14 protein-coding genes are annotated in these 16,532 nt (G+C 62.2%); 7 read left to right on the top strand and 7 right to left on the bottom strand.

The window, feature by feature from the left end:
- Positions 1–16: 16 nt before the first annotated feature.
- A complete protein-coding gene (locus tag RZS28_RS17320; protein WP_407338970.1) occupies positions 17–799 on the bottom strand; it encodes a pentapeptide repeat-containing protein in 783 nt (260 codons plus the stop codon).
- A 334-nt stretch (positions 800–1,133) separates the two neighbouring features.
- On the opposite strand from RZS28_RS17320, the gene RZS28_RS17325 reads away from it, so the two are divergent.
- Positions 1,134–2,660 (top strand): aspartate ammonia-lyase, encoded by a 1,527-nt coding sequence (locus RZS28_RS17325; protein ID WP_407338971.1) that lies wholly within the window; start codon positions 1,134–1,136, stop codon positions 2,658–2,660.
- Between the two features lie 26 nt (positions 2,661–2,686).
- On the opposite strand, the gene RZS28_RS17330 is transcribed toward RZS28_RS17325, so the two are convergent.
- The 3 genes from RZS28_RS17330 to RZS28_RS17340 all read right to left on the bottom strand — a co-directional run bounded on the left by RZS28_RS17330 (position 2,687) and on the right by RZS28_RS17340 (position 7,668).
- Entirely contained in the window at positions 2,687–2,899 is a 213-nt protein-coding gene (locus RZS28_RS17330) for a hypothetical protein (protein WP_407338972.1), read from the bottom strand.
- 11 nt (positions 2,900–2,910) lie between these two features.
- Positions 2,911–5,925, bottom strand: a complete 3,015-nt coding sequence (locus tag RZS28_RS17335) for a phospholipase D-like domain-containing protein (protein WP_407338973.1) — start codon at positions 5,923–5,925, stop codon at positions 2,911–2,913.
- A gap of 477 nt (positions 5,926–6,402) precedes the next feature.
- The gene (locus RZS28_RS17340) at positions 6,403–7,668 is read right to left on the bottom strand and encodes an NAD(P)/FAD-dependent oxidoreductase (RefSeq protein ID WP_407338974.1); all 1,266 of its coding nucleotides are present in this window, start codon (positions 7,666–7,668) and stop codon (positions 6,403–6,405) included.
- A gap of 31 nt (positions 7,669–7,699) precedes the next feature.
- Here RZS28_RS17340 and RZS28_RS17345 point away from each other — a divergent pair, with 31 nt between their 5' ends.
- Both RZS28_RS17345 and RZS28_RS17350 read left to right on the top strand, forming a co-directional pair.
- Entirely contained in the window at positions 7,700–7,864 is a 165-nt protein-coding gene (locus RZS28_RS17345) for a hypothetical protein (RefSeq protein WP_407338975.1), read from the top strand.
- A 410-nt stretch (positions 7,865–8,274) separates the two neighbouring features.
- The gene (locus RZS28_RS17350) at positions 8,275–8,493 is read left to right on the top strand and encodes a hypothetical protein (protein WP_407338976.1); all 219 of its coding nucleotides are present in this window, start codon (positions 8,275–8,277) and stop codon (positions 8,491–8,493) included.
- 159 nt (positions 8,494–8,652) lie between these two features.
- Here the strand turns inward: RZS28_RS17350 and efp are convergent, their stop codons facing one another.
- Positions 8,653–9,222: an elongation factor P gene (gene efp / locus RZS28_RS17355; protein ID WP_407338977.1), complete on the bottom strand. Its 570-nt coding sequence runs from the start codon at positions 9,220–9,222 to the stop codon at positions 8,653–8,655.
- 145 nt (positions 9,223–9,367) lie between these two features.
- Between efp and epmA the strand changes: the two genes are divergently transcribed.
- The 3 genes from epmA (at position 9,368) to RZS28_RS17370 (ending at position 14,157) form a co-directional block, all read left to right on the top strand.
- Complete coding sequence (gene epmA / locus RZS28_RS17360; RefSeq protein WP_407338978.1) at positions 9,368–10,432, top strand: EF-P lysine aminoacylase EpmA; 1,065 nt, start codon at positions 9,368–9,370, stop codon at positions 10,430–10,432.
- Positions 10,429–11,526, top strand: a complete 1,098-nt coding sequence (locus tag RZS28_RS17365; protein WP_407338979.1) for a lysine-2,3-aminomutase-like protein — start codon at positions 10,429–10,431, stop codon at positions 11,524–11,526. Before epmA ends, RZS28_RS17365 begins: the two co-directional genes overlap by 4 nt.
- 111 nt (positions 11,527–11,637) lie before the next feature.
- Positions 11,638–14,157 carry a DUF3772 domain-containing protein gene (locus RZS28_RS17370; protein ID WP_407338980.1) on the top strand — a complete coding sequence of 840 codons (2,520 nt, stop codon included), beginning with the start codon at positions 11,638–11,640 and terminating at the stop codon, positions 14,155–14,157.
- A 28-nt stretch (positions 14,158–14,185) separates the two neighbouring features.
- Here the strand turns inward: RZS28_RS17370 and RZS28_RS17375 are convergent, their stop codons facing one another.
- Positions 14,186–14,887 (bottom strand): cupin domain-containing protein, encoded by a 702-nt coding sequence (locus RZS28_RS17375; protein WP_407338981.1) that lies wholly within the window; start codon positions 14,885–14,887, stop codon positions 14,186–14,188.
- 222 nt (positions 14,888–15,109) lie between these two features.
- On the opposite strand from RZS28_RS17375, the gene RZS28_RS17380 reads away from it, so the two are divergent.
- Positions 15,110–15,634, top strand: a complete 525-nt coding sequence (locus RZS28_RS17380; protein ID WP_407338982.1) for a hypothetical protein — start codon at positions 15,110–15,112, stop codon at positions 15,632–15,634.
- Positions 15,635–15,734: 100 nt separating this feature from the next.
- On the opposite strand, the gene RZS28_RS17385 is transcribed toward RZS28_RS17380, so the two are convergent.
- On the bottom strand, positions 15,735–16,298 hold the full coding sequence (locus RZS28_RS17385; RefSeq protein ID WP_407338983.1) for a nitroreductase: 564 nt from the start codon (positions 16,296–16,298) through the stop codon (positions 15,735–15,737).
- Positions 16,299–16,532 lie beyond the last annotated feature (234 nt).

Genomic DNA, 16,532 nt, shown 5'->3' on the forward strand with positions numbered 1-16,532 from the left:
GCACGCGGCTGGAATATTATTCCTTGAAAGCCCGCTGCAGATTGCTTGCTCCTGCAAATGCCTTCTCCTGGGCCGCATCGATGCGGGCCGAGGACAAATCGACATCATCGACATTCGTATGATCGAGGATCGCGCCGCGAAAATCGGCGCCGCCGGCCTCGGCTCCCACGAGCGACGCGCCGGTCAGGTTCGCGCCCGACAAATTGGAAAATTGCAGATCCGCGCGGGCCAGATTCGCGTTCTCGAAATTGGCTCCGCGCAGATCCGCTGATTTCAACACGACCCGCATCAGGCCCATCGATTGGTTCTTCATGTCGGCGGCGAGATCCGCGTTCTTGAACTTGGCGTTGCGCAGGCTCGCGCGGGAAAGATCTGCGGCGACGCGCGCACCTGAGAAATCGGCGCCGTCGAATTTCGCGCCCTGCAGCTGGCTCGCGAAGAGGCTGGCTTTGCTCAAGCTCGCACCAGAAAAATCCGCTGCGAGGGCCCAGACTTGATCGAGCGCCGCGCCATCGAGATTGGCGCCGGCGAGCTTGGCGTTGTTCAATCGCGCGGCGCGGAAATTGGCGCCCTTGAGATCAAGGCCGGAAAGATCGAGCCCATTGAGGCTCTTGCCGGAGAAATCCGCCGCGCCACCGGCGGCCTTCGCGGCGGCTTCGACCTCGCCGCGAGTCATGTCGGCTTTCGTGAACATTGGGCTTGCGAGATCGACATTGCGCATCATGTCTTGTGCAAGCGTCGGAGCCGAAAGGAGGACGACGCCCGCGGCGAGGATTGCGAATCTTTTGCTGCTCTGCATCGAAGCCGCTCCAATGTCTTTCGAGGTGAATCGTCTCTTGCGTCCGATACGCCGGGCCGCAAGCTGTGGACGATTTGCGCGGACCCCACAGCAAGGGGTTTAGCACAATCGCGGGGCGCTCCGCAGGAGGCGCATGCAGCCGAGCCAAAATCATACGGAGATCGGAAAGTCGCCTCAGGCCCGCGCGCACTTCCTATATTTAAACAATCTTCCTGTTTCATAGGGGCCGACGCGCGGGGGCGTTCTACCTGAAACAGAGCGGCAGGCAAAGCCGGCGCGGTTCGATCCGGTCGCCGCAGCGCCCTGCCCCGCAACCATCCGAATGGATATTATCATGACCGAAAACACTATCGAGCGGGTCGTCTCGCCGCCGGAGGAAGCGCCTGTCAATCTCGCGCTTGTCGCCGGGCGCTCGATCGACCGACCGAGAATTGCAACCAGAAGCGAGCACGACCTCCTTGGCGAGGCGGAAATCCCAGCCGACGCCTATTGGGGCGTGCATACTTTGCGCGCGGTGGAGAATTTTCCGATCACCGGCATTCCGATCGGGCATTTCCCCGAACTCGTCCGCGCCCTTGTCCTCGTCAAGCAGGCGGCGGCCCGCGCCAATCGGCGCCTCGGTCAATTGCCCGCCGAGAAGGCGGAGGCGATCGAGCGCGCCTGCGATCTCATCGCGAAGGACACGCGATTTCTCAATCAGTTCGTCGTGGACGCGGTGCAAGGCGGCGCCGGCACCTCAACCAATATGAACGCGAACGAGGTCGTCGCGAATGCCGCGCTGGAGCTCATGGGCCGGCGGCGCGGCGACTATGCGGCGCTGCATCCAATCGACGACGTCAACATGGCGCAATCCACCAATGACGCCTACCCGACGGCCTTGTGTCTCGCCTTGATCTTCGCCTCGGAGCCGCTCGTGCAGGCGCTGCAAGAGCTCGCCTTCGCGTTCAAGGCCAAGGCGGTGGAGTTCTTCGACGTGCTCAAGATCGGCCGCACGCAATTGCAGGATGCGGTGCCGATGACGCTCGGCCAGGAATTCGACGCCTATCACACGACGATCAAGGAGGACATTGACCGATTGCGGGAGGCAGCCGCTCTGTTTCGCGAAGTCAATCTCGGCGCCACGGCCATTGGCACCGGCATCAACTCCGATCCGCGCTACGCCTCGCTCGCCGTCGTGGAATTGGCGCGTCTGTCCGGCCAGCCGCTCATCCTCGCCCCCAACCTGATCGAGGCGACGTCGGATATGGGCGCTTTCGTGCTGTTCTCCGGCGTGCTCAAGCGCATCGCGGTTAAGCTTTCCAAAATCTGCAACGATCTGCGCCTGCTGGCGTCCGGGCCGCGCGCGGGCTTCGGCGAAATCCACCTGCCGCCGATGCAGGCCGGCTCGACGATCATGCCAGGCAAGGTCAATCCGGTGATTCCGGAAGTCGTGAGCCAGGTAGCTTACCTCGTCATCGGACACGATCTGACGGTGACGATGTGCGCCGAGGCCGGCCAGCTTCAGCTCAACGCCTTCGGGCCCACGATTGGTTATTGCATCCTCACCTCGCTGCGCATGCTGACCGCCGCGATCGATACCCTGACGCGGCGTTGCGTCAACGGCATCGAAGCCGATCGCGCGCGCTGCCTCAGCCTCGTCGAAGACAGCATAGGCCTCGTGACCGCCCTCGCGCCCGTGCTCGGCTACGAGACCTGCTCGCGCATCGCCCGCCGCGCGCTGGACGAAGGCCGCCCCGTGGCCGAGATCATTTTAGAGGAGCATCTTTTGACCGAGACGCAATTGACCGACGTGCTCAAGCTCGAGACGATGACGCGGCCCTCGCGCATGGCGGGAGCGGTTGTCGCCAAGCCGAAAGAGTAGCGCATGGTTCCCGAATCATCGGCGGTTCAAGGACGCAGCCTGTCCTGATGCTCGAAAATCACATCGACCTCCTCGATTTGCTCCGGCTCGGGCAAGGGGGCGGAGCGATCGACGAAGACATGCAGAACAAAATGACCCGGCGCTGCGCGTTGCAGGCTGATCGCGAAGACGCCGGGGCGGCGGCTTAGCTCGCCTCCATATTTGTCTTTGATCCGCTTGGCCTCTTCCTCGGACGCCATGGCTCCACCCATCACGCGAGAACAACGTCAAACGCCGCCAAGACGTCGCCGATATGATTGGCGATGGAATGGCTCGCCGATCCCGCAAAGAGCAGGCCGACCGCCTGCTTCGTCGCACGGTTGAGGATCAATGATCCCGAATCGCCAGCGTCGCTGAATCTCGCGCCGTCGATGCCGGCAATCAAGATCTGATCGTGAAACGTGAAGCTACCCGTATCGTAAGGGATCGCAATGTCGGTCGCGGTGCTGACGATCCGCCCCGCCGAGTAGCCTGTGGTGCGCCCGTATTTATGGACGATCATGTCGATCTTTGCATCGGCGACTCCCTGCGGCGCGCCAATGTAAAGGATCTCGCGCGACACAAGGTCCGGCGTCAGGGCTTTCGCTAGGGCGGCGTCAACGATGAGCCGCGGCGCGTCGTAAGGCGCGAATTTGGTCAGCTCGGCGATTTGCCGCTTGGCGACTTGCGGCGGGAGATCGAGCAGGCCGGTCTGGAAGATCGGCGCGCCCGGCCTCAGCCTTCCCTCATTGGCGAGCACGTGATTGTTGCTGAGAATGAAAAGCGTCCCCGACGCGTCGCGCACGAGCGCTCCGAATGTGCCGGCCATGCGCACCGAATCGGACTCGTCGAAGCCGATCGAACAGCCGGGCTGGGCCGGCGTGATCTGCAGGCGCGGATTTGGCATTGCGCCGAGCGGGCGCAGATCTCCGATCTCCTCGACATCCACGGGGACGCCGTTGATGGTCGGCGGCAAGAGATGATCTGGCGCGATCTCGTCCTTAGGATATTTCAAGCGAACGAATAATTTGACGGACTGGGCGCCGGTCGGCCTTCCGTCGCTGATCTTTTCACCGATCCCGACGCCGAGCACATTGACCTCTGGAGTTGGCGATATTCCAGTAATTTGCGCGGACAGGGCGATCGCCTGCTCGGACGTCAGATAGAGGCGGGATAGCTCGCGCTTGCCCGCCGTCAAGCGAGGATCGATTGAGGGCCCCAATACCGCCGCGGTCGCAGCCTGCGCATGAACAGGAATCAAGGCCGGCGGCTGCGGGATCCGCGCCAGCAGGGCGTCGATTTCGGGCCGGTCGTCGTCGCCGAAATAGGCGTCCCATGGAACCCGCGCGAGCCCCGGCTCGGCAGGACTCGCATCGCGCGCGATCTGTGGGGCGGCGGATTCCGCGCGGGTGCGCTGATGCGCGAGATCTGTCCAGTCGTAATCGAAAACCTTGGTGTAATAAGCGACGATCTCCGGGTTGTCGAAGATGAGGCTCGCGTCGCGATTATAGCAGGTTCCGTCGCCCGACCAGTTGTGGCTGCCGAGACATACCAGCCGGTCATCGACGATGATTCCCTTGTTGTGACAGGCCGATTGCAGCTTGACGTATTTGACCGGGTCGATTCCATAGGCTTGCAAGGCTTCGAGCATGGCGCGCGGATTGCCGATGTCGCGCAGGATAATGCGCACATCGACGCCGGCCTCGATGCGGCCGCGCAGCGCATCGAGCAAGCCAACGAACTGGGGCGGGTTCTTCGCGGGATCGGCCGAGACCTTGATATATTGATTCTGGAACCGCAGCGTCTCGGTCGCCTGCTCGATCAGCGATATCACATGCTCCGCGTAATTATCCGGCGTGAGCAGCGGCTGGACCTGTTCCTCGGGGCCGAGGCTGATGGTTTTCGGCTTGAAGAAAGTCGGCGCCCTTGCAAGCTCCTCGGCGACTTGGTCGGGCACGAGAACGTCCGGCCGCTCGACGCGGTCAGGCTGCACATTGAGCGGCTCCGCCTGCTCCATGTCCCAAGAGATGAAACGCTCGAACACCGAAGCGAGCGCCGCGTTCTCGATGACGACATGCCATTCGCGATTATAGATCTGCTGCAGATTGGGGAGAGTCGCATTGGCGCCGAAAGGATCTATGTCCGGCTGATTTGAAGATTGCCAGTTTCCGCTGGAGAGCCAGATCGCGTTGGCGTCGCGCGACGCGACCTTGATGTGATAGGCGGTCGGAAAGATCCCGGCCTCGGTTTTGCCTTGGCGATGCACCGCCGCCCACACGAAGGAGAAGCGGTCCGAAAGCTTGGAGGTCAGATCGGCCTTGACATCGACTTCGGTCCAATCGCCGGCTTTCGGATTTTCGCCGCGCCCTCCGGCGGTGAGCGACAGGCCGGGGTCGAGGATGAGCTCGATCTTGCCCGATTGCGCCAGCACGCTCTCGAGATCGCGCACGATATGCGGCGCGGTGAAGTCATACATGGCGACGCGAAGATTGGTTTGCGTCTGCTGCAGAAACTCCTTCAGCACGGGCCATCCCGCATCGGGGCTGACGTGGCACAACACATCCATCGGCCCGGAAATCGGATCCAGCGAGGCGTCCGGCGGGGGCTTATATTTGCTGGTTCGAATCAGTTGGGCCGCGAAGGCCTCATGCTCGGGCTGTTGAACCCCAGGCAAGGCGTAGCCGAAAGGATTGGCGAGATCTTCGGGCGCAAGACCAGCGATCTTGCCGCTCGCCAACAGTTGCTGGACAGGCCCGGCCGGAGCGACATCGACGGGGACGCCTTCGAGGCGTTCGGGAAGTCTGGACGCATCCGGCAGATCGGCATCAGAAATCTTGCGCAGGACCAGCGCAACGATGCAGGGCTCATTGGTGATCCAGCCGTTGCGAAAGCGATAGCCCGGCCGGACCGCGAGAACGCCAGGCAGGCCGAGAAGCTCGGCCGAACGCCGGGCGATGACATCCCTGATCGTGGCGAAGGCGGCGTCTTGAGACGTGGCTGCGCCGGGCATTTGCAGAGCGCTGGCGGAAACGAGCGCTCCCCCGATCTGGCGCGTCCGCAGCAGAACGCGCTGGCCGATGAGCTTTGCGAAAATGTCTCGGGTTCGCTTTCGCGCCTCCGCCCATCGCGCCGGCGTTGCCGGAAGCGCCGGCTCGCTCAGAACTTCCAAGCTCAATCCGCCGATCAGCAGCACCGTTCGCTCGCCGTCTCGCGCAAGGGCGCCGCCAACGATCGTTGTTGGCTGCAAGGCTTCGCTTCCAATCAGCCGCTCTCGCCGTGGAGGTCGTGGGCTTGCCGCGCGAGTCCTGGGTTTCGCAGCCGGCTTGGTCTTGATCGGGCGTCTGGTCATGGCTCCCCCCTTGGCATGTTCCGTCCGTCAATGTGGCGCAGTTTCTTGTCGATTAGATGAGGCTAGCTGACCGCGACAGGAGCTCATGGCTTCCCGGCGTCAGAGAAAATCCGATGGCGAATTAAGTCTTCGATTCGGTGCGATGGCGCTTTTCGGAGACAATCCGCACTTGTCCGTAGCGCCGCGGCGGCGGCGCTAGTCATTGCCTGGCGCTGCGAGATACGAATGCAAGACGAGATAGGAGCGGACTCTTCCATGGCGTTCATCCTTAGAAGAATGTTTGAACCACTCGAAGACGATGTTGAATGATGGGTGCGCTTCTCAACCTTGTCCAGCACATTCCATTCGATTATCGCTTTTGTCAGCGCTAAACCGTCAGGGCTGGGGGAGCGCGATAAGGGTCTTGAGCAAAACCGTCTCGTCCGCCAGACGTTCGGCTGCGGCCGACATTCGTTCGCCGACGAGCCGCTTGGCGGCCATGAAATCGCCCGGACGATTCACCGCGTCGGCCGCGATAACCTTGCCGTCCTTGAGATAGAAGACGGTGAAGGAGGAGCTTTCCGGCGTCCCTCGGATCGCGATCTTCTCATATCCGTCGGAGAGGCCGACCATCTGCAGCTTGAGCTCATATTGGTCGGACCAGAACCATGGCGCAGCGGCCGGCGCGCTCGACTTGCCGGTGATCGCGGCGGCGACCGCGCGGGCTTGCTCGAGCGCGTTTGGAACCGATTCGAGACGAATTCTTCGCTGCAGAAATCCATGGTTCGCATGCATCGCGCAATCGCCGATTGCGTAAATATCGGGATCGCTGGTTCGCCCGACGTCATCGACCACGACGCCGCCGTCGACATCGAGCCCGGCGCGCTCCGCAAGTTCGCTATTCGGCGTCAGACCTATGCCGATGAGGACGAGATCGGCGCCGATGGTCTGGCCGTCGCCGCATTGCACGGCGCCGACGCTCGCGCCATCCGGCCCTGGCTCGAATCCAGTGACAGTAACGCCAGTGCGTATGTCGACGCCAGCCTCGCGATGGACGCGTTCATAAAAGGCCGACATCTCCGGCGCGGTGACGCGCGCCAGCACGCGCGACATTCCTTCAAGCACAGTGACGGCGAGGCCACGCTTGATTGCGACCGCGGCGACCTCAAGCCCGACATAACCGCCTCCGACAATGACGAGGCGGCGACCGGCTTCAAGCTGGGGCCGCAACGCGTCCACATCGGCGATGTTCCGGAGATAGAAGATATTGCGCAAATCGGCGCCAGGGACGGCGATCGCGCGCGCGCGGCCGCCGGTTGCAATGACGAGCCTGTCGTAGGCGGCCTGCTCGCCGCCATCGAGCAGAAGCCGCTTGGCTTTCCTGTCGATCTCGTCCACCCGCACGCCGAGCCGCAACTCCACATTGGCCTTCTCATAGGCCACGGCGGCCTTGTAGATCAGCGCGTCCGCGCTGATCTCGCCGGCAAGATAGGCTTTGGACAAAGGCGGCCGTTGATATGGAAGATGCGGTTCGTCGCCGAATAGCATGATGCGGCCTTCGAATCGATTCTGCCGGAGCAGAGTCGCGACTTCTCCGCCCGCCTGGCCAGCGCCGATGATTGCTATCGTGGAGGCGGCGCCGAGCGCGGTTGAATCTGACACGGACTACGACTCCTGTGAATGGTCGGCGGCAATGGCGACCATAGCGGACGAGACAGCGAAATGCAGCCGCCCGTCTGCAAAGCTATTGGTCTCGCGCAAAGATTATGCAAAAGCCTTTGCTTCGCTTGAAGCTTCTGGTGGAAAACTTTCGCCGCAAGAGAAGAAATGGCTCTCGGATATTGACGCTCAAGCATGAATCTTTTCAGCTGGCGGCAGCAGCTAGAAGATTCGTCGCGTTCTCTTTGACTGGGAAGTCTATGCCCGACGAAGCAGGTGTGGCGCGACGTCGAATGGCGCAAGGACACAGGCCGACCGAGTGAATGGTCGCGCGCCGACGATCGTCGCCAGCAGAGCGTCGTGACGCCGCCGCATCCGTAAAGGCAGATCCTATCGCCTTGGCAAGCGTCTTGCCGCGTTCTGCCGTGCTTCCCGGTCCAGGCAAGTTTCTGCGTCAATATTGCTGCGGAACAAAATGTCGTTTGCCAAGTTCAATGGCCATGCCGCGCTCGGACACACATGCGGCCAGCCGCGCCATAACGACACCGTAGTTTGGACAATATCAATCATCAATATTCAGGCGATGATCGGACGAAAAGAATTGTGACAATGAATGAGATGCTGAAACGCGGCGGCGCGTGCGGTAGCTTGCTCGTTCAAAGCAAGTTCGAAACGCCCCAGCTCGGACTTTTCGTTGAGAGGTCTGTTCATGCGCAGCTTGGCGTCCGGCTGCGAAAAGCCTATGAACTACCTGCTTCCAATACCGAACCGCCCGCCATCCGCGCGCTTCTGCGCCAGATCGAGGCGAAGTTCGACGGACGCCGCTGAGGCGCGGCCAAGACGCGCCTGCCCCGGACCATCTTTCATTCGACGTCGACATGGATAAGGCAGGCGAGGCCGCGGCCGCGCTCTCGCCTCTTCTATGTGGCCATCTTGGGCCCGCCCGAGCGTCGCTATTCGGCCAAGCGCCGCGAAGCGGATGGTTCTTCAGTCTTTTGCGCGTTCGACATAGGAGCCGTCTTCGGTCTGGACGACGACCCTGACGCCAGCCGAAATATGCGGCGGCACCATGACCCGGGCGCCGTTCGAAAGCTTCGCCGGCTTATAGGATGAGGATGCGGTCTGGCCCTTCATGGCGGGCTCTGTTTCGAGGATTTCGAGCGTCACGCGCGGCGGAAGCTGGATCCCGACGGCGACGCCGTTGAAGATTGAGAGAACGCAGGTCATGCCCTCCTGCAGCCATTGCGCCTGATCGCCGATCACGTCCGGCGGGACGATGATCTGGTCATAGGTCTCCGCATTCATGAATGTGTAGCCGTCGGCGTCCTGGTAGAGATAGCTGAAGTTAGAGTCCTCGACATAGGCGCGTTCGACCTGTTCGGTCGTCTTATAGCGGTCCGTTGTCTTCACGCCGTCGGAAAGCCGCCGCATGTCGATTTGCGTCGTCGGCGTGCCCTTGCCCGGATGAAAGCTCTCGGCGGTCAGGACAACATAAAGCTGGCCGTCCTCTCGCTCGATGATATTCCCTTTGCGAATCGAACTGGCGATGACTTTCACGGGCTTTCCTTTATACGATGCGGGTTCGCTGAGCCGCCCGCCCCGGCGCTCAGGCTTGGGGGCCAAAGCGAGTGAAGCGAGCGCCATGTTGGTTGCGGCTCTTCGCTAGCCGTCTTCCGGGTATTTTTTCAAGCGAAATAGCGCAATGAACGAGCTCTCGCCCAAACCATCGCCCTGGTGGAGGCCCCATATTCACCACGACCGGCGGCCTTTTCTCAAGGCGCGGGCCAAGATGGCCGAGGCGGCGCGATCCTTTTTCGCCTCCCAATCCTTTATGGAGGTCGATACCGCGATTCTTCAGGTCTCGCCCGGAAACGAGGCGCATATCAGCGCATTTGCGACCGAGATCGTGGATCCGGCTGGCGCGCGAAGCCGGCTTTACCTTCATTGCTCGCCGGAATTCGCGGCGAAGAAGCTGCTCGCCGCCGGCGAGGAGCGGATTTTCAGCTTTGGCCACGTGTTCAGAAATCGCGAAAGGGGAAGGCTTCACCACCCGGAATTCACTATGCTCGAATGGTATAGGGCTGGCGAGCCTTATCAGAGGCTTATTGAGGATTGCGCCGGCCTTCTCGCCCGCACGGCAGCCGCGGCTGGCGCCCGCGATTTGAGCTATGCCGGCCATTTCGCCGATCCTTTCGCGGAGCCGGAGATCTTGAGCGTCGCCGAGGCCTTCGACCGCCATGCGGGGATCGACCTTCCCGCTATGCTCGGGGGCGCCGAGCCCGACCGCGACGTTTTCGTGGATTTGGCCCGCAAGCGGGGGGTGAGAATCGTCGAAGACGACAGCTGGTCGGATATTTTCAGCAAGATCCTGAGCGAAAAGATCGAGCCTAATCTCGGGCTTGGCCAGCCGACGATTCTCATGGATTATCCGGCGAGCGAGGCCGCGCTGGCGAAATTGCAAGGCGACCGGCGTTTCGCCGAGCGTTTCGAGCTTTACGCCTGCGGCGTCGAGCTCGCCAACGGCTTCGGAGAATTGACAGATCCGGCCGAGCAGCGCCGGCGCTTCGAGGCGGAAATGGCGGAGCGTCAGCGAATTTACGGCGAGGCCTATCCGATCGACGAGGATTTCCTTGCGGCTCTCGCCGAGATGCCGGAGGCTTGCGGAATTGCGCTCGGCTTCGACCGGCTGGTGATGCTCGCTACCGGGGCGTCCCATATCGAGCAGGTCATCTGGACGCCGGTGGCGGGAAGCGCGCAAGCACAATGACAAAAGCGGGACGGGCGCTGCGCAGCGCCGCCGATCTCATCGCCGCCGGACTTGCGCCGGACGCACAAAGAGCCGTGCTGGACAGGATCAGCCAAACCTACGCCATTGGCCTCACCGAGACAGTCGCCGGCTTGATCGACCGATCCGATCCAGGCGACCCGATCGCGCGGCAATTTATTCCAGATCCCGCCGAGCTCTCCATGCAGCCGGAAGAGATGGCGGACCCGATCGGCGATGCGGCGTTCAGCCCGGTTGAAGGCGTCGTCCACCGCTATCCGGACCGCGTTCTGTTGAAACTGCTGCACATTTGCCCGGTCTATTGCCGCTTCTGCTTTCGCCGCGAGATCGTCGGTCCGGGCGCGCCGGCTTTTCTCTCACCTCAGGCGCTCGGCGCCGCCTTCGCCTATGTCGCGGCCCATCCCGAAATCTGGGAGGCGATCCTCACCGGCGGCGATCCGCTCATGCTTTCGCCGCGCAGGCTCGAAGAGATCATGGCGCGGCTCGACGCCATCGATCATGTCAAGATCGTCCGCCTTCATACGCGAGTCCCGGCGGTCGATCCCGACATGATCACGGACCGGCTCGTCGAGAGCCTGCGCGGGACCGGCAAGACCGTCTATGTGACCCTGCACGCCAATCATCCGCGCGAATTGTCCGCGCGAGCGCGCGTGGCCTGCGCCCGGTTCATCGACGCCGGAATTCCCATGCTGAGCCAAAGCGTGCTTCTCGCCGGCGTCAATGACGATGTCGAAACGCTTGCGGCGCTGATGCGCGCCTTTGTCGAGACACGAATCAAGCCCTATTATCTGCACCAGCTCGATCTTGCGCCGGGGACGGCCCGCTTTCGCGTGCCGATCGCCAAAGGCCGCGAATTGATGCGGCAATTGCGCGGCAGGTTGTCGGGCCTTTGCCAGCCCGCGTATATGCTCGATCTTCCAGGCGGTCATGGAAAGGCGCCAATTGGCCCCAATTACCTGACAGAAACGATCCGCGAGGAGACCTATCGAGTCGACGACTACCATGGGACGCCGCATCTCTACCCGCCGCCAGAACCAGCTTTCGAACCTCTTCGGCGCAGCCGCCGCCAGCGTTGAGGGACCGGACGAGCGGATTTGCGGTTTCGCTTTTTTGTTGCGCTTGAGGTAGTTGCGCCGCCAATTTGGCTGCGTCGGAAAGGCTTTTCGACACTTTTCAGAGGGAAGGCTTTGCCAAGATTTCTTGCCTGCGCGCTCTGTCTCATCGCGCTCCTTGCGAATGATCCGGCGCGCGCGCAGCCTCGGGCGGCCGCCCCGGCGCAAAGCCAGCCGCGTCCCGCCGCGCAAGCTCCGGCGGCTGCGCCGGCCAATCCTCAGCCGACCGTGGCTCCCGCCCAATTGCCCACCGGCGCCGATCTCGACAAGATCAACGCCGCGCTCAAGCAAATCGAAACGAGCCTGGAGCGCCGCAACTTAACCGAAGCCGATCTGCAGGCTTTGCGCCAGCAGTGCGGCCCGATTTCGACCGAGCTCAGCGACGCGATCGACCAGCTTGCGCCTCGGCTTGGCGAGATCAAGACGCGGCTCGACCAATTAGGGGACGCGCCCGACGACAAAGCGCCGCCCGAAAACCCGGCGGTGACGGCCGAGCGCGCCAGCCAGCAAAAGAGCTATAGCGACGCCGACGAGCTTTCGAAGCGGGCCAAGCTGCTCAGCGTCAGGGCCGATCAGGTCCGCGCCGCCATAGCGGCGAAGCAGCGCGCCTTGTTCGCCAACTCGCTTTTCGAGGCGGCGCCGAGCCTCTTCTCCTCTTCCCTTTGGTCCAGCGTCTGGCAGGGGGCGCCGGCAAATCTCGAGGCCATTCGCGCCCTTTTTTGCGATTGGATCGCCGCGATCAACGCCCGGCTCGACGGCTGGCGCATGCAGGCTTTCTGGGGAGGGCTTGGCGGCGCCATCCTGATTTATGGGCTGGTCGCCGTGCTGGCCCGGCGCGTGCTCTCGCGCCGCCGCGCGATCGAAGCGCCGAGCCGTTTGCTAAAGATCCTCGGGGCCTGGTGGGTCGCCTTGGTGATCGCGGTCCCCCCGATCGCAATGATCTATGCGCTTGGCGCGGTCCTCAATGCGTTCAATCTCGTCAATGAGCAGCTGCAGCCGTTCACCCATGCCGTTTGGGAAAGCGTCATTCGCATCGCCTTGGCGGCCGGGATAGCGCGAGGCCTTTTCGCCCCGACGCGCCCTGCATGGCGTCTGCTGAGCCTTGGCGACGCGGCCAGCCGGCGGCTCGTTCAGGTCGCGATCGCCGTCGCCTGCGTGATCTCGGCGACCAGGGTCGTCGAGGCGTTGAACGAAATCATCAACGTGTCCCTGCCCTTTTCGGTCGCGACGCGCAGCTTCGGCGCCGTGGCGGCGGCGATCGCGCTCGGGGTCGGCATTTGGCGGTTCGGCGACGCGATCGACGATGATTCTTTCGGCCCGCCGGTTACGAACAAGCATAATTGGTTTGATCTTTTGCGCGTCGCGGCCTGGCTTACCCGCATGGCCGTCGTCGGCGCGGTCTTGATCGGCTATCCAACCTTTGCGAGCTTTCTCCTCGATCAATTCGTCTGGATCTGCGCCGTCGCAGGCGTCCTGTACATGTCGATCGTTTTCGTCGACGAATCCGTCGCCGCCGGGTTCAAGCCGACGACCCCTCTCGGGCATTGGATCGCCTCCAGCCTTGGCGTGGAGCGCAGCTCGCTCGAACTCCTTGGCGTGCTGTTCTCCGGCTTGGTGCGCTTGGCGCTTTTCGGCGTCGCCGCCTTTTTCATCCTGGTGACATGGGGCTTTCAATCGGCCGATGTGCCGCTCGATTTTCGCACGGCCTTCTTCGGCTTCAAGGTTGGCGACGTAAACGTTTCGCCGTTCAACATCACCGCCGCCATCGCCATTTTCGGCTTCGCCTACGCCATCGCGCATTCATTGCTGCGCTGGGTCGATTTGAGCCTGTTGCCGCATACCTCGCTCGATCAAGGCCTGCGCAACTCGATCAAGACGAGCCTCGGCTATGTCGGCTTCATCATCGCCGCCAGCCTCGCGCTCGGCTATCTCGGATTGAGCTTCGAGAAGCTCGCTCTTGTCGCCGGCGCCTTATCGGTCGGCATCGGGTTCGGCCTGCAGTCGATCGTCAATAATTTCGTCTCGGGCCTGATCCTGCTATGGGAGCGGGCGATCGCCGTCGGCGACTGGATCGTGGTCGGCGCCGATCAAGGCTATGTGCGCCGCATTAATGTTCGATCCACAGAGATCGAGACCTTCGATCGCTCCCAGGTCATCATCCCGAACTCGAGCCTCGTCACCGGCGTCGTGAAGAACCTCGTGCGCACCGATCGAACCGGCCGGCTCGTGATTCCGCTCACCGTCGCCGGGACCGCTGATCCGGAGAAAGTTCGCGAGGTGCTGGTCGCTATAGCAAAGACTCAGGACCTTGTGCTGAAGATCCCGGCCCCGCAAATCCTCTTCAAAGGAATGTCGGCGAGCGCGCTTGACTTCGAGCTCTCGCTTTTTGTCGCCGATGTTGAAAGCTCGTTCCGAATCAGAAGCGACCTTCATTTCGAGATCTTCAAGCGATTCAAGGCGGAAGGATTTTTTGACGCGGCCCCGCCTGCCCCGACAAAGATCCAGATCGCCGGGATCGAATATTTGGCGGGCGCTCAAAAGCCCCCGAGCGAACGGGCGCAGGAACCGCCGCGGAGCGCAGCGGCGAGCCGCTGATTGGAGCATCTTGCACGGGGCAGCAAGGTCAGCGCGCGGGCTGCGCCAGTGCAAAATCCTGCAACGCGCCGAGGTCAGGCGGCAAATGTCCTGCCTTCACGAAAAGCACGCAGCCGGCTTGCGAAACGATAGCGGCTTCGCGTCCGCCGGGATCGCGGATCCAGGCGCCTTTCGAATATTCCCCCTCGCCGTCCGCAAACGCGCCTTCGAGGACAAGGATCTCTTCGCCGCCCGGATTGAGCGGGCGATTTAAGCGCAGGCCCGGCGCCAATTGGATGAGCAACGTCGAAACCCCGGCGAAGCTGTGAAGCGGCTTTACAGCCACGCCGGGCGTCGCGGTTTGCTCCCAGGCGCTGCTGGCCGTGTCGATGACCACGCGCTCTTTATCGCCCGGCGCGAATTGCCAGAGCTTTACGAATAGGGTGCAGCCGTCCTGGGTGAAAGGCGCATGGGAGGAGCCGATCGGGTCCCTCAAATAGGTTCCGGCAGGATAGCGCCCATATTCGTCTTCGAAGACGCCATCGACGACAAAAACCTCTTCGCCTCCGCCATGCTCGTGAAAAGGGAAGAAGCTTCCGGGGCTGAAGCGGACTAGGCTCGTCGCGCGGGCGATTTCCTCGCCGATCCGATCGAGCATGAGCCGATCGACGCCCGGTTGCGGCGAAGGCGTCCAATCGGCCTCGCCGGGGCGGACCACGACGCGTTGCGAGAAATCGGCGCGGATTTTCATAGGGCTCCCGGTCGGGCTTTCCGAATTAGGCCTTCAATCATGGCATAGGCCATGGGCTACGCGAAGCCGCGTTCTGGGATAAAGCCCGACCCTCATCCTCACGAGCGCCGCAACCCTGAAAAAATCGCCTGTCGCAACGTCAACATGAGATCGCACTTAATGTTTCCTTAAGTGTTTTGGGAAAATGTTTCCGAAGCTCCACACGAACGATTGGAAACTCCAATGTATCTTAGTCTTGGACAGGCAGCCAAAGAGGCGGGAGTCGCGAAATCCACCATCTCGAAAGCCTTGTCTTCCGGCAAGTTGTCTTACACCGAGAAGGGGACGGCTGGATACAAGATCGATCCGGCCGAACTTTTCCGCGTGTTTCCGAAGATTTCGAAACCCGAACCGGACGAACTGTCGGCGAACGATTGGAAACCAAGCAAGGATCATGGGGAAACGGTCCCATATTCGGCCGCCTTTGAGATTCAGCTCGCCGGGCTGAAGCACCTCTTGGCCGAGAAGGACCGACGGATCGCCGATCTCGAAGCGGACCGGACGCATTTGCGGGAGGACCGCAACCGCGCGTCCCAGAATTGGCAGGAAGAGCGCATCCGGCTGTTGAAGCTGATCGAGGATCAGACCAGCGCGGTGAAGCTCTTGACCGATCAGCGGGCGAAAACCTCCGTTGAGGCGGAAGCGCAAAAGACGTTCTGGCGGCGGCTGTTTGGCTCGGGCCGTCGCAAACTCAGCGAGGCGGCCTGATATGATCCAAAGGGATCGCGGCTGAAGAAAACCCAATTGAGGGCGGCGGCGCCAGCGACCAAGCGCCGCCGTCTTTCTGCGAATGGACGAAATAAAGGCCCTAGAATCGCGTGACAATATCGGTGAGCGTCGGGCGTGCGCGATCTTCACGCGGACCCGGCGCCCGGCCGATGTGAACGAAGCCGGCGATCTTTTCCTCCTCGCCGAGGCCGAGACGCGCCAGCGCCTCGCGGTCATAGGAATACCATTCCGACAGCCAGACCGAGGCGAAGCCGAGCGCATTCGCCGCCACGATCAGGTTCATGCAAACTGCGCCCGCCGAGAGAACCTGCTCCCATTCCGGAATCTTTTCATGCGGCGCCGCGCGGGAAACCACGCCAATGACCAGCGGCGCGAGTGAAAAACGCTTCCTTTCCGCCTGTAGCCGCCCCGCGTCGCTCTCAGGATGCGCCTTCGCGTAAACATCGGCGACGATTGCGCCGGCGCGGTCGCGGCCCTCGCCCTCGAAAACGATGAACCGCCACGGAGCGAGCTTGCCGTGATCGGGAACCCGCGCGGCGACCCGGAGCAGAATGTCGATTTCCTGAGCGTTCGGGCCGGGTTCGGCCAAAGCCGCCGCCGGCGCCGAGCGCCGGGCCTCGAGAAGCGCGATCGTATCGTTCATGGCTGGTTCAGGCTTTCCACTATAAAAGAGCGATATTCGGCGATCAAAGCGCGGCGCCGGCGGCGACGCAACCTTCGACCCGCAAGTCTTCGGCGCGCAAGTCTTCGACGCGCAAGTCTTCGACGCAAGGGGAACGCCAATTGCCGACTCCGTTAAATCTATAAATTCGATCGAGTCAGTGGTAAATAAAGTCTTGCGCAAAGCTTGGCGACCAAGCAAGATCTGTGGCGAGCG

It is taken from the genome of Methylocapsa polymorpha (assembly GCF_045689225.1).
GTDB lineage: Bacteria > Pseudomonadota > Alphaproteobacteria > Rhizobiales > Beijerinckiaceae > Methylocapsa > Methylocapsa polymorpha.